The sequence below is a fragment of the Shewanella sp. 10N.286.52.C2 genome (assembly GCF_002874545.1).
Lineage (GTDB): Bacteria > Pseudomonadota > Gammaproteobacteria > Enterobacterales > Shewanellaceae > Shewanella.
Window position 1 is genome coordinate 77,743 of sequence record NZ_MCTV01000027.1, and the last position, 14,852, is coordinate 92,594.

Sequence of the window (14,852 nt, forward strand, 5' to 3'; positions counted from 1 at the left end):
TATTCACTCGCCTAATTCCTATCGCCTTCTATACTTTTGTTGAGCTCATAAGTGATTTGATTATCAAGCATTCGCTAATTAACTCGCTCATGTCCTATACCTTTAATTCACAGTCTTGTAGGAGTAATTTTATCAATGACACGATTAAGCACCATATTACTGCTATTAAGTTTGTTAAGCATTTATCCACTGCAGGCCAGAACCAATCCTTGGGAGCTCGCCACCAGCATCTATCAAGGGCAAGTTGCAGCTATTGGCGGCTATGCTAATGGTTGTTTATCAGGCGCACAGCCACTGCCGTTAACGGGTGACGGCTACCAAGTTATTCGTAGTCAGCGGCAGCGTTTTTATGGCCACCCTAATCTCGTGAATTTTGTCAGTCACTATTCAAAGCAGCTAACTAAGCAAGGGATCAATAATATTCTCATCGGTGATATGTCGATGCCCCGCGGCGGTCAATTTGATTTTGGCCACAGCAGCCATCAAATAGGCTTAGATGTGGATATTTGGCTAAAACTAACCGAGGCGCCACTCAAGCCCCAAGAATTACAAAATCCACGTCATTTGTCTGTGGTTGATATTGATAAATTAACCGTTAATCAAGCATGGTCAAAACAACATAAAACCATGCTCAAAGTCGCTGCAGAGAATAATCAGGTCGCTCGGATTTTTGTTAATCCAATCATCAAGCAGCAGCTGTGTAATGAACGAAGCGACAAGGATACTTGGCTACAAAAAATTCGTCCTTGGTGGGGCCATACCTCTCACATGCATGTGCGCTTGCATTGCCCTGAAACTGATAGCTTATGTAAAGCGCAGCAGCCCATTAAATCAGGTCATGGCTGTGAAGAACTAACTTGGTGGACCCAGCAACTTAAGCGTGCAGCGGCAAGCCAGCAACAAGCTAAACAACCTAAAACGGCAGCGGCGCCAAAGCCAAAGCCTTTAAAACAAAAACCGCTTTCCTGTGAACCACTAGTTAAAAACTTACAGGCAAAACAGTAATTCCCCCCTCTTAAAACATTCACTATTGAGCATTTGCCCGTTAAATTGCACTAAACAGGCCAAAAATATACTTTAACTGCATTGGCTGCTCGACATATGAGCAGTTATGTCTGTATAATCCGCGGCTGTTTTACCTACGTAAATGCTCTGCCTTTTTAAGGTCAGCGTTTATCTGCTTAGCTTGGCTGAACTCAAAGTACCTTTTTATTGTACATCGAGCTTTGTTTTGCATACTTAACCATTCAGGATATTCCTTTGATTTCTACCGCAAATATCACCATGCAGTTTGGCCCAGAGCCATTGTTTGAAAACATCTCAGCTAAATTTGGCCACGGAAACCGTTATGGTTTAATTGGTGCCAACGGTTGTGGTAAATCAACCTTCATGAAAATTCTAAGTGGTGAACTTGCACCGACTTCTGGCAACGTGTCTATTACTCCGGGCCAAAAAGTCGGTACCTTAAGTCAAGATCAGTTTGCTTTTGAACAGTACAGCGTAGTCGATGCTGTCATTCAGGGTGACCCAAAACTGTGGGAAGTTAAGCAAGAGCGTGAACGCATTTATTCTTTGCCTGAAATGACTGAAGAAGACGGAATGAGAGTCGGTGAACTTGAAAGTGAGTTTGCTGAAATGGACGGTTACAGTGCAGAAAGCCGCGCTGGTGAAATCTTACTTGAAGCCGGTATCGATGAAGAATATCACTTTGGTTTAATGAGCCAAGTCGCTCCCGGTAAAAAGCTACGTGTATTACTGGCACAGGCTTTATTCTCAAACCCTGATATCTTGCTGCTTGATGAACCGACCAACAACTTGGACATACATACCATTAGTTGGTTAGCAGATGAGTTAAACAAACGTAAATGCACCATGATCATCATCTCCCATGATAGACATTTCTTGAACACTGTCTGTACTCATATGGCTGATATCGATTACGGTGAACTGCGTATTTACCCTGGTAATTACGAATACTTCCTTGAAGCTGCAGGCTTAATCCAAGAGCAGTTATTAGCAGGTAACGCTAAGAAAGTGGCTGAAATGGCTGAACTTCAAGACTTTGTTAACCGTTTTGGTGCTAACGCATCTAAAGCGAAGCAAGCCAGTTCTCGTGCTAAAAAGCTTGATAAAATTTCGCTAGATGAAGTTAAATCATCTAGTCGCATGACGCCTTCATTACGTTTTGACGAAAGCAAAAAAATGCATCGTCAAGCGCTTATCATGGAAGACGTTGGCCATGGTTTTGAAGATAATACCTTATTCCAAGGCGGTAACATTATCCTTGAAGCAGGCGCAAAGCTTGCTGTTATTGGTGAAAACGGTGTCGGTAAAACTACCCTGCTACGCTGTTTAGTTAACGATCTGACCAATAACGAAGGTGTGGTTAAGTGGTCTGAAAATGCCGCTATCGGTTACTGCCCGCAAGACAGCAGCAAAGACTTTGATAATGATCTAAGTTTATTTGATTGGATGTCGCAATGGCGCACCCCAAGACATAACGATTTAATGGTCCGTGGTATGTTAGGCCGTCTTCTATTTACTGAAGATGATGCCAACAAGAAAGCCCGTAACTGTTCAGGTGGTGAAAAGAACCGTCTATTATTTGGTAAGTTAATGATGATGGATGTAAATGTACTCATCATGGACGAGCCAACCAACCACATGGACATGGAAGCCATTGAAGCGCTGAACAATGCCCTTAAAGAATTTGAAGGCACCTTGATTTTCGTTAGCCACGATAGAGAATTTGTATCATCGCTTGCAACTCACATCATTGATGTGAGAGACCAAAAGTTATTAAGTTTCCACGGTACGTTTGATGAGTACATGGCAAGCCAAGCTGAAGCAGCAGCGCTGATAAAAAAATAAGCCTTATTAACGAAGATTATTCGTAATATCGCAGTCATAAAAAAGCCATTTGAATATTCAAATGGCTTTTTTGTTTTTACGCTATGCCAACCTTTGGAACTTATAAATAGGTATTTAAAAATTCGAGGTATTTATTAGAAGCACTAATGCGGTTAGCTTTTTTACTAAAGCCATGGCCTTCATCATCAAACACAAGGTAATCAACATAAGTGCCGCCCGAGCGGATTGACTCGACCATTTCATCACTCTCAATTTTTAGTACTCGGGGATCATTTGCCCCTTGCACCACCAACACCGGGCTTTTCACTTGTTCACCAAAAAACACTGGTGAAATATTGTGTAAGCGCTCTTTATCTGTCGTTGGGTCCCCTAACTCGTCATAAAGACTTTTACGAAATGCTTCCCAGTAAGGCGGTATGCTTTCAAGGGTTCTCACCCAGTTAGTAACGCCAAAGATATTAATTCCGACCTTAAACTCATCAGTAAATGCCATCGCAGCCATTGTTAAGTAACCGCCATAACTGCCACCCATAACACCAATCTTATCGGCATCAACCCAATCTAAGGTTTGAAGGTATTTTTTGTTATACACCACATCTTGTAAATCATCTTCACCATGACGTTTATCATCTAAGTGAAAAAACGTTTTACCATATCCACTTGAACCACGATTGTTAATCTTAATGATGGCATAGCCGTTATTCACCAGATGTTGAACTGTTGCAGAGTACCCTTTGCGAGATTGCCCGCCAGGACCACCATGGATATAAATCAATGCGGGCACTTTTTTCATATTAGCTTGTTTAGGCTTATATAAAATCGCAGGAATCTCTAAACCATCAAAGCTTTTAAAACGCACCACTTCACCGGTAACAAGATTCTGTTCTTTTATGTTTGGATTACCAGAATTGGTTAATCGAAGTATCGAGTCTGTACCTAATTTGTGGGTATATAAGTTTGATGGTGAAGTATCTGAGTTAATGTAAAACACCATTGAACTTGAATCATCAGAGAAATTTACCCCGCGTAAATCACCACTGGGTAAGGTCGGTAATTGCAGTTCAGAATTAGTGGTTAAATCAGTAATAATCAACTGTGTTTGCGCATCGGCATTGACACCGGTAATTTGAAAACGACCATCTTTTGAAAAGTAGCTAAAACTGACATCCCAATCTGCCTTATAGCTTAAGGTGCTCTCACCTGTTGCTAAATCATATGCCCATGATTGATTGAACTCACCAAATTCATCGGTGGCATACAACAAGCGTTTATTGTCTTTAGAAAAAGTATCAACCGAATAAGACACATCACCACTATGTTCAGTGAGCAAGCGTGGTTTTGCCATTTTCAATCTAAGGTCGATTAAATAAAGATCTGAGTTACTGTTTGAATGGCTTTTACTCAGCGCGATAAAACGGCCATTTGGACTCACACTTTCTACACTAAAACCAGAGTCATTTTTAAACACTAATTGGCGACTGTAATCTTCAGTATTATATTGATAAACATCAAAATACTTAGCATCTCGTTCATTGGTTACCACAAAGAAAGATTGCTCATCTTCATGCCATGACATTACTGACGCTTTTAAGCCTTCGCCTGGGGTTAAATCCACGTCAGTGCCATCTAACTCTTGGACATAAAGATGATTAAGTTCATCACCACCTTTATCCGCGCTATATAAAAAACGTTCGTCTTTTGGAAACCACGACTCAACAAATACTGATTCTTTAGTTGAAAACGTCAGTTGTTTTGACGGGCTGCCATCAACAGGCACACGATAAGCATTGAAAATACCGCTTTTATCATTACTGACTAAAACAGCATTACCTAAATGGTTAATTGAAGAGCCAAATACACTGGTGGTTTTATAAAACTCTTCAGCATTGTAAGTTTCAAATGCCACTGAATTACTGGCAACTAAATCAATTGGATCAGCTTGTGGTTTAACATCATTGGAGTTACTGGAATTCGAGCAACCACCTAGTGCAACCGCCATTATGGCTGTTGTGATAGCAGTTGTGATGAGGGTTTTAAGCATGAAAATATCCTTATTATGTCCGAGAACTTAAACGAGATAATTCAAAAAGTAGCGATGAATTATTGAGTACAGTATTCAACCTAGCAGGAGATGCTAATATTGGCTAGCCGTATGAGAATCAATAAAACAGAAGTTGAAGCGGAACGTTATAACATTTAAATAAAATAACGATTATGCGAATACATTAACTAGCAAGTTGAAATGAGATAGCCAAAGGTATTATTTGCATGCTCTGGAACGCCCAAACCCACTAAAGTAGACATCACAAAAATGACTAAGGTGGTAATTGCAAACGCTGCGGTGATAATCATTAATAGCCTAAATAATGTTGCCATCTAAGTTCCTTTAGCCTTCACTTTTAACTGACTGATACGATTTATCTCAATCATATTTCAGCCATAAGTTAACAGAATGAGCTCATATAGTGTTATTGATAAATGCTATTACCTTTATACAAATGACAAAAACAACAAAGCCCATCATGAAATGGGCTTTGTTAAATTGGTTTTAACTGTATTCGTTATTTAGCGGCATTCGCCCGTGCTTGATGCAGTTTTTTATAGCTTTCAATCAATCTAAGGTGCGGCTCGATACCTTCAAGCTTCATGCTGGTTTGAGTCAAACCAAAGAACTTCACCTCACCAGTGACACTGCCAACAACGTTTTTCATATTGTCTTCACCAAACATACGGTTGAAGTTATTGATAAAGTGCTCAAGCGCTAAACCGTCATCCAAGGTGACTTCTAATACCGCATTAACCGCTTGATAGAACAAGCCGCGCTCGACTGTATTGTCGTTGTATTGTAAAAACTCACCAACATAATCCATCGCATCTTCAAGCCTGCCTATCGCAAGGTAGATTAAGATTTTAAGCTCGATGATGGTTAACTGTCCCCAAGGGGTGTTTTCGTCAAACACGATACCAATTAAGGTTGGTATATCGGTTTGATTATCCAATTGGCTTTCTTCTAAGCGCTCAACTAAATCAGTTAACTGCTCATGGGTTAACACATGCAGATTTAAAATCTCTTCACGGTAATCCAGCGCTTTATTGGTGTTGTCCCAAATAAGATCTTCAACTGGATACACTTCTGAGTAATCAGGCACCAAGATACGGCAAACCGCAGCGCCTAATTGGTCAAACTCAGCAATATAAGCTTCTTTGCCAATATCCGCTAAAATACCAAATAAGCTTTCAGTTTCTTCTTCCGTAGTACCAGAGAAATCCCATTCGCAGAAATCATAATCATGATTGCTGCTAAAGAAACGCCACGAGATAACACCTGTAGAGTCAATAAAGTGCTCAACAAAGTTTTCAGGCTCTGTCACTGTCATGCTATTGAACGTCGGCTTTGGCACATCGTTCAAGCCTTCAAAGCTTCGACCTTGCAATAATTCTGTCAGGCTGCGCTCAAGCGCCACTTCAAGACTCGGATGGGCGCCAAATGAAGCAAATACGCCGCCAGTTTTAGGGTTCATCAAGGTGACACACATTACAGGGAATTGACCACCGAGTGAGGCATCTTTAACCACAACAGGGAAGCCTTGTTCTTCTAAACCTTTAATACCCGCTAATATGCTTGGGTACTTTTCAAGTACAGCCATTGGCACATCTGGCAGGACAATTTCTTGCTCGATGATTTGGCGTTTAACCGCGCGTTCAAAGATTTCAGATAAACACTGCACCTTGGCTTCAGCTAGGTTATTACCCGCGCTCATGCCGTTACTTAAAAATAAGTTCTCGATTAAGTTAGACGGGATATTAACCACTTCGCCATCTGAGTGACGAGTATAAGGAATGGTACAAATACCACGCTCAAAGTTACCTGAGTTGGTATCTATCAGATTTGAACCGACTAACTCACCATCTGGATTATAAATCTCTAAACAGTAGTCATCTAAAATGCCGCTTGGCAGCGAGTCATCTTCTTCTAACTCAAACCATGTTTCATTGGGATAATGCACAAACTCGCTATTAGCTATCTCTTCGCCAAAGAACTGGTCGTTATAAAAGAAGTTACAGTTTAAACGTTCAATGAATTCACCTAATGCAGAGCACAGCGCACTCTCTTTCGTCGCGCCTTTACCATTAGTAAAACAGGCTGGTGATGCTGCATCACGAATATGCAGTGACCACACATTCGGCACAATGTTACGCCATGAAGAAATTTCAATCTTCATCCCCAGCTCTGCTAGCATGGCAGTCATGTTGGTGATGGTTTCTTCAAGGGGTAAGTCTTTACCTATGATGTAGGTGCTGGTATCGCCTTCAGGTTGACCCATTAGCATGGCATTGGCGTCAGCGGCTAAATCATCAACGGTTTCGATTTTAAATTCAGGGCCGGTTTGCACCACTTTTTTAACCGTGCAGCGGTCGATAGAACGTAAAATACCGGTACGATCTTTTTCAGAAATATCATCTGGTAATTCAACTTGGATCTGAAAAATCTGGTTATAACGATCTTCAGGATCAACAATGTTGTTTTGTGATAGCTTGATATTTTCCGTAGGAATATCACGGGCTTTACAATACACCTTGATAAAGTAAGCCGCACACAGCGCTGACGACGCTAAGAAGTAATCAAACGGACTTGGCGCTGACCCATCACCTTTGTAGCGAATAGGCTGATCGGCAGTAACAGTAAAGTCGTCAAACTTGGCTTCAAGTCTTAAGTTGTCGAGAAAATTAACTTTGATTTCCATTGAATAGTTCCAGAGTCGTGCGCTGTAAATTGGCGGGTATATCTAATGAGGTGAATTATCGGTGTTTTTAGCGCAATAGTCTTGGGTTAATTGTCACTATTGCTTAATTAGCTGAAAAATTTCCCCTGCATTAAACAATAATCAAAGGCTTAGCATTGGCCATGCTTGCACATGACCAGCTAAGTTATTGCTGATTAAGTCGACATATAGATTTATTTATGACATCTGCCATAGTTAAATGACTATAGTTAAATGACTATAGTTAAATGACCATAGTTAAACGGCGAGGCTTAATTCAATATCTTTAATCTTGTAAGGGTACTCTGCCTCACGGTGCTGAAACGATAAAATCGCCTCATTTAAAACAACGCCCTCTTCAATGTTTATCGCTTGGCGAATGGTTTCATTTTGCTGCCAAGCGCTCTGCCCTGCTAGCACTGCAGGTAAATACACAATCAGCGCTGCTGAAATCGACCGAGTAGCACTTTCCCAAAGGTAAGTCGGGGTATGATCCACCGCATAATAATCCACCGTTTTATAGTTAAACATTGGCTGTTTAAATGTGGTCGGCTTAGCAAAAAAGAAGCCCATTTTTTCATCGCAACTGACATCAATGATCAAACTATGGGGTTTTAGGCACTCTGCTTCAGATTCGATAACGAAATTAGTTGGCTTGGCAGTGTTTTGAAAAGTGCCGTTAACGATAATATCGGCTTCACTGATGAGCTCTGTTAATGGCCTGCTACTGCCATCATGCTCAACCACCATCATTCGGGCTTCGCCCGTCTCGCCTGCGCGAATACGGACATAGTTACAATCTAATACTTCTTCACGCACTTGCTCTTCAGGTCGCTGAATACAAATGGTAATGTCTTTAAAACCATGGGCTTTAAGGGCGTAAATCGCGCCGCGACTCACGGCGCCAAAGCCAAAAATAATCGTCTTACGTTGATCGCCATAGTGGCCATCAATGCCTTTAAGTTGTAATGAGTGTAGCACCGCACAATAACCAGCCATTTCATTATTTTTATAAAAAGTATGACGACCCATTTGCCCCGTTGCCGACCAAATAAACATATCTTCAAAAGCAATTAGGGTTTGTTTGCGATCTAGCGCTGCTTGAGTAATATCTTGCTGCTGCACACAATGTACATAACCCCATAAAGTGCCGCCTTCACGCAGCTCTTGTAAATCTTCTAACACCGGCTTGGCAATAATTACCGTACCAATATTTGCCAGTAAATCATGACGCGTGGCAATACCGCCAGTTAATGCAGCAATTTCAGCATCTGAGATCCCAAAGGGTTCGCCATAACCTTGCTCAAATATGAGTTGCTTTCGAAGCGCTTGCGGAATGCGCAGTAAATGTCCTGGGTGAATGGGAAAGCGTTTTTCGTCTACTTTTCTTGAAGTCCCTATGACTCCTACTTTTAACGTGTTCATGTAATCGTTCCTTGTTATATCAATGGATCTATGTGACTGCATACACGAATGTTTATTTTCGCCAATGGCCAGTTGCTCTAATGATTAGAGGTGGGATCTGCTCTGGTTAATGCGACAGTCGTAAACAACGCGGCCTAATTAACATAGAGTTTTATAAATGGAAGAACTTTACGGTGACCGAGCTTAAAAAAGCGTCGCAGACGATAAAGTGTCAATATTTGAAGGGGAAATTTATTGCATACTCATTTATCCACTACGAAGGTTTTAGCTACAGAATTATGGGAAGTTCATATAACTAGCAGTGTGAGCACTTAATGAATTAATCATTGCTAACGCTTTTGAAAACTCATATAGCACAAGATGAGGTTGTCTATTTACCGAAGAAGATAAAAAAGATAAGCGCCTTACTTTAGCATAAATTAGCCCGCTAAAGTTAAAATGCGCAGCTTTAGTCCTGTTAAAACCGCGGCTGCTAAATATAGGCTCGCATTTAAACAAGATAAGTCAAGCCAGCTAAATTGGCCTACTTTTGCATAATCTTTAAAAAAGTCAGTCTATATTATTAGATTATGCTTAAAAACAACTACACTGATCTCATCGAGATCAGCTAAATGTAACTATTCACTTTAATAAATAGGTTAACTACAGCCACTATGCGACAATCGCGCCCATGAGTATCTACCAGCTATTACACAAGGCCCCTATTCGCGTTATCCGTATTGGAAGACGGCGCATTTGGCTACGTGTAAAACTGGATATGTTGGTGGTAAAACAGGCCTTAGCCCAAGAAAAGCAAGAAACCAAAGCCATGCTGGTGACTTATAAACGCTATACCTGCAAGCAAGCCAACAAGGATGAATTAGCCGAAGCCAATAAACAATTTGCCGACTTACTCAAAGGTTTGGGCTTAGGGGTTTTCGCGGTGTTACCTTTTGCCCCTATTACTATTCCTTTGGTATTAAAACTCGGCAAAATGGTAGGCGTTGACGTGCTGCCAAGCTCATTCAATAATATGTCCGAACGCAAAGCCAATGCTCGAAAAAACGCCATTAACAAAACCAGTTAACCCAAATAGCCACAGCCTAACTGATAAGTGACAATAGCCAGTAGCTAAACTAATAAGCAACTACCACGGTTATTTTTTAGCAATCCTAATAACTTTGCCAAAAAGTAGTCGTAACCTCAGCTCATAACCGCCTATTTCAGTCGCGCCATTCCACTATAGTCATCTATTGCAGCAAACAAGCACACTAAAACCATCTCTATGCTTTCTAGAATCAAATCAGCCTGATACTCTTAGGGATATCCTTAAACTCATCGCAATCAACGAGTCCTACTATGAGCAATATCATTATTTCAGGTGTTTCAGGCATTCCCCTGTCTATTTTCAATAGCGAAACATTTGCACAGTGGCGCGATAAGCAGTCTAAAAATGTTACTAACTGGCTCACCACCACCCAGTTTTCAGGTAAAGGCATGAGCTTAATTCCTAATACCGAAGGTGAGTTAGCTGAAGTTATTTTTGTGAGTAACCAAGATGACTCTTATTGGCTGTGTGGTGATCTGGTTAATCAACTGCCCGCAGGTCAATACCAATTAAACGCGGATGACAAGCAGATAAAAACCGCCGCATTTAGTTGGGGTTTAGGGGCATATCAGTTCGATCGCTACAAAAAAAGCGACAAGCAAATTCCACAGCTTATTGTGCCGACTAGTGCGCAAGCTGATGAAGCTAATAAGTTCATCCGCTCAGTGTCATTAGTCCGTGACTTGGTTAACACACCCGCCGCCGATATGATGCCGCAACACTTAGCTGAGACCATGAGCGCCATGGCGACAGAATTTGGCGCTAAGCTCAACCAAATTGTCGGTGATGAACTACTTGAGCAAAACTACCCGACCATTCATATGGTTGGCCGCGCCAGCGCAAATGTTCCGCGCTTAATCGACTTAACTTGGGGTGATGAATCGGCTCCTAAAGTGACCCTAGTAGGTAAAGGTGTGTGTTTTGACTCTGGTGGCCTTGATTTAAAACCCGGCGCCGGCATGCGCTTTATGAAAAAAGACATGGGCGGCGCAGCGCATGTTATTGGTTTAGCGCAATTGATTATGGCGAGCAACTTACCTATTCGTCTGCGGGTATTGGTTCCTGCGGTTGAAAATGCCGTTTCAGCCAATGCCTTTAGGCCCGGTGATGTGATTACTACCCGCAAAGGGCTGACCGTTGAAATTGATAATACTGACGCCGAAGGCCGCTTAGTATTGTGTGATGCCCTTGCTGAAGCCAATAACGACAAACCTGAGCTAATGATTGATTTTGCCACCTTAACAGGGGCTATGCGAGTTGCTTTAGGCACCGAGCTGCCGGGGTTCTTTAGTAACGATGACCAAGTGGCCGCCGATATTACCGCATCGGGTTTATCTGTAGACGACCCAGTTTGGCGCATGCCACTGCATAAATCTTATTATGACTTAACCTGTAGTGATATTGCTGACTTAGCCAACTGCGGCAAAACTCCATTTGGCGGCGCAATTACCGCAGCACTTTATCTTGAGGCCTTTGTTGATAAAGATATTAGCTGGAGTCACTTCGATGTGATGGCATGGAATAACCGTAAATTACCGGGTCGTCCTGTGGGTGGTGAAGCCTTTGGTATTCGTGCGGTATTTGATTACCTGCAAAATCGATTTGATAAGTAAACTAAGCCCAAAACCTCATTAGCGAAAAGGCCTGTCGATACAGGCCTTTTCTTTATTAAAACCATGATACTTTTATCACTGTTTTATATAGCAAACAAAAAACACTGCATAGCTATTAAGCTTACTCAGCGCCACGGTCTACATCTTGACCATTATCATCTAACCACTTCAAACTTGATAACGGATAGCCTAAAAACCACTTACTGCGTTCAAGTACGATACGGGTCTTAATATTTTTGATACTTAGCTCTGATCTGTCTGAAAGCTCGGTACAGATCTCATTGAGTTTTTTGATATTGGGAAAGCAACTTAACGACATATAATCCACATCACCAGCAAGCTGCATGCAATCCATAAATTCTGGAATATCTTGAATAGCACTAACAAAGCGTCGCCGCGACGGTGCTGTGTTATCGGTTAAGGTAAACTCCACATAGGCCATCACGTGCTCACAAATCTGCTCTAAATTCACATCCGCATGAAAGGTTCTGAAATAGCCGGCTTCTTTTAACGATTTAACTCGCTGAAAACAAGCACTAGGTGAAAGGTTTACTTTTTCAGCTAATTCAATATTGGTCAAATCCCCCTCAAGATGTAGGGTCGCCAATATTTTTTTGTTGTAACTATCAATCTTTACTTTCTTTTTCATTTTCAGAAACCTAGTGTTATTTTATCTATGGTTTTCGCTACCTATAGTGGATTATCCATGATTAATTTGCAAAATGTCCCGTGTTTCCTCTCAAAGCGACAAATTTTTACTGCATTTTTGCTGCATTACAAAATATTATTTTCCGCCAAAGTCCCACAATGGTTATAACGGATCACACAAATGCATAATAACTACATATTTATGCAAGGAAGCCTATGAGGGCCAAAATATGAGTCATACTAATCGTCGTTTTTTCGCAAAATCAATATTAGCCACTGCGGTGGGTTTATCGCTTGTTAGTTCAGCCCACGCTGAGAACAATGAGCCACAAACTGTTGAAGCCACTAGCGGAATAGAGCGCATCGAGATTAGTGCTCGTGGCCGTGTAGAAACCTTACAGAATGTACCAGACTCGGTAACCGCGTTTAGTGCTGATATGATCCAAAACCAGCGTATTGAAAATTTCAGAGATGTTGCCGATCTCACGCCTAATTTAAGCCAGTTGGACAACTTCAGACCAGGCCTTGCCCGTATCACTATCCGCGGCTTAATTACCCCGCAAGTGGGCGATGCGCCGCTGGCTTTTGTGGTTGATGGGGTCACCGCACCCGATTTAGAATTTATTAACCAAGATTTAGTCGACATTGAGCGTATTGAAGTCATGCGCGGTGCACAGGGTGCACTTTACGGTAAAGGCGCCATTGGCGGCGCAGTGATTGTCACCACCAAAAAACCAACCGAAGAGTTAGAAGGCACCATTAAAGGCTCATACGGTAACGGCAATACCTATAATTTAAATGGCGTGGTATCGGGCGCGCTTAATGATGACAGCAGCGCATTTTTCCGTGTTGGCGGTTATACCAAAAACTCTGATGGCTTAATTGATAATGTGTTTTTAGATGAGCCAGCAGATTACTTTTCAGAAGACTCAGTGTTTGCCCAGCTTGAATTTGATCTCACAGACGACACCAGTTTAAACCTGCGCGGCCGTTACACCACCAGCGATGCCGGCTTTGCTTATTATCAAGGCGTCACTGAAGACAGCGCGGAAGACTTTGATATTGGCACCTCGCAAAACATCCGTAATAACGACCAACGTGATGTATATGAAGTCAGCGCCAAACTTACCCAGCATTATGACTTAGGTACCTTTGACTTTATCACTGCTTACAGTAGCTCTGAAAACAAACACTTTTACGATGGCGATTACTCCGCCGACCCGACCTTTATTGATGAAGATGATTTTTTCCGTGCCCCTTTTGGCACTGAAGGCTTATTTGATGTGAAATCACTGACGGTTGAATCACGCTTTACTTCTCAAAGTGATCAGGATTTAAGATGGGCAGTGTCAGCTTTCTATCAAGACAAGAAACGTGACAACACCATTAACTTCTTTGACGACTTCTTAGGCGATGTGCCGCTAGACAGAAACGATTTTACCGATGAGATGATGTATCTAACCATCGCCGATAAAAACAGCAGCAAAGCCTGGGCATTATCAGGTCAAATTAACTACGACATTACTGACAAGTTAGAATTAACGGCAGCGCTACGTTTTGATAGCGACAAACGTGAGTCTTACGACCCTAACTTCCCTGTTGATACGTTTGCAGAGGATACCTTTAGCCAATGGCAACCTAAGGTGACTTTAGCTTATCAAATGAATGAGGAGTTGCTGCTTTATACTGGCTACTCAAAAGGTTTTAGAAGTGGAGGCTTTAACGAGCCCGCAGAAGGTATAAACCGTGTTTACAATCAGGAAGTGTCTGACAGCTACGAAGCGGGTTTTAAAACCACCCTATTCTCAAATAAACTGACCTTAAACGGTGCGTTATTTGTCATCTCCCAATCTGATGCACAAATTACCCAATTTAATGTCGACAGCTTTACCCTTGAAAACCTCGCCATTGATGACGTGCTCACTAAAGGCGCTGAAATCGAATTAGGCTGGGCTGCGACAGAAAACCTCAATGTACGTTTTAATGCAGGTTATATTGACTCAGAAATAAAAGAGTTTACAGATAGACCTGAGCTTGAAGGTGAATCACAAGTATGGGTGCCAGAATATACTTATAGTTTATCTGCAGATCATTACTTCCCTATTAGCTCAAACTGGTCACTGGTATCTCGAGCTGATATTCAGGTGCAAGGGCCACAATATTTTGATATTGAAATCCCACATGTTACTTCGTCAACCTTCACCTCAATTAATGCTGGGGTCGGTTTGAAGTCTGACGATTGGACAGTGCAGCTATATGTCAATAACTTAACTGACGAGCGCACCATTGAAGATATCTTCTTTTATGGTGATGGCGTAACCGATTTAGCCCGCATGCCTAATAAACCGAGAACATATGGTATCGAAGCGATTTATAATTTCTAAGGCAATACATCGTCACTCCCATACAGGCCTCTAGATTAGGGGCCTATTTTTACAAGTAGAA

Annotated in this window: 10 protein-coding genes; 5 read left to right on the forward strand and 5 right to left on the reverse strand. The window is 41.7% G+C overall.

Features of this window, described 5'->3' with window-relative positions; genetic code table 11:
* Nucleotides 1-135 precede the first annotated feature (135 nt).
* Nucleotides 136-1,005, forward strand: coding sequence for a penicillin-insensitive murein endopeptidase (gene mepA, locus BCU94_RS11185; protein WP_102476430.1), 870 nt, complete (start codon nt 136-138; stop codon nt 1,003-1,005).
* Between the two features lie 255 nt (nt 1,006-1,260).
* A complete protein-coding gene (locus tag BCU94_RS11190) occupies nt 1,261-2,871 on the forward strand; it encodes an ABC-F family ATPase (protein WP_102476431.1) in 1,611 nt (536 codons plus the stop codon).
* A 100-nt stretch (nt 2,872-2,971) separates the two neighbouring features.
* On the opposite strand, the gene BCU94_RS11195 is transcribed toward BCU94_RS11190, so the two are convergent.
* The 4 genes from BCU94_RS11195 to BCU94_RS11205 form a co-directional block, all read right to left on the reverse strand.
* Nucleotides 2,972-4,912 (reverse strand): S9 family peptidase, encoded by a 1,941-nt coding sequence (locus tag BCU94_RS11195; protein ID WP_102476432.1) that lies wholly within the window; start codon nt 4,910-4,912, stop codon nt 2,972-2,974.
* 188 nt (nt 4,913-5,100) lie between these two features.
* Nucleotides 5,101-5,247 carry a hypothetical protein gene (locus tag BCU94_RS19590; protein WP_157937396.1) on the reverse strand — a complete coding sequence of 49 codons (147 nt, stop codon included), beginning with the start codon at nt 5,245-5,247 and terminating at the stop codon, nt 5,101-5,103.
* Nucleotides 5,248-5,432: 185 nt separating this feature from the next.
* Nucleotides 5,433-7,616, reverse strand: coding sequence for an OsmC domain/YcaO domain-containing protein (locus tag BCU94_RS11200; protein WP_102476433.1), 2,184 nt, complete (start codon nt 7,614-7,616; stop codon nt 5,433-5,435).
* A 276-nt stretch (nt 7,617-7,892) separates the two neighbouring features.
* Nucleotides 7,893-9,059: a N(5)-(carboxyethyl)ornithine synthase gene (locus BCU94_RS11205; RefSeq protein ID WP_102476434.1), complete on the reverse strand. Its 1,167-nt coding sequence runs from the start codon at nt 9,057-9,059 to the stop codon at nt 7,893-7,895.
* 670 nt (nt 9,060-9,729) lie between these two features.
* Between BCU94_RS11205 and BCU94_RS11210 the strand changes: the two genes are divergently transcribed.
* Both BCU94_RS11210 and BCU94_RS11215 read left to right on the forward strand, forming a co-directional pair.
* The gene (locus BCU94_RS11210; protein WP_102437087.1) at nt 9,730-10,125 is read left to right on the forward strand and encodes a hypothetical protein; all 396 of its coding nucleotides are present in this window, start codon (nt 9,730-9,732) and stop codon (nt 10,123-10,125) included.
* 272 nt (nt 10,126-10,397) lie between these two features.
* The gene (locus tag BCU94_RS11215; RefSeq protein WP_102476435.1) at nt 10,398-11,759 is read left to right on the forward strand and encodes a leucyl aminopeptidase family protein; all 1,362 of its coding nucleotides are present in this window, start codon (nt 10,398-10,400) and stop codon (nt 11,757-11,759) included.
* A 121-nt stretch (nt 11,760-11,880) separates the two neighbouring features.
* On the opposite strand, the gene BCU94_RS11220 is transcribed toward BCU94_RS11215, so the two are convergent.
* On the reverse strand, nt 11,881-12,408 hold the full coding sequence (locus BCU94_RS11220) for an Lrp/AsnC family transcriptional regulator (RefSeq protein WP_102437084.1): 528 nt from the start codon (nt 12,406-12,408) through the stop codon (nt 11,881-11,883).
* 229 nt (nt 12,409-12,637) lie between these two features.
* On the opposite strand from BCU94_RS11220, the gene BCU94_RS11225 reads away from it, so the two are divergent.
* On the forward strand, nt 12,638-14,791 hold the full coding sequence (locus BCU94_RS11225; protein ID WP_102476436.1) for a TonB-dependent receptor: 2,154 nt from the start codon (nt 12,638-12,640) through the stop codon (nt 14,789-14,791).
* The last annotated feature ends 61 nt before the right edge of the window (nt 14,792-14,852 follow it).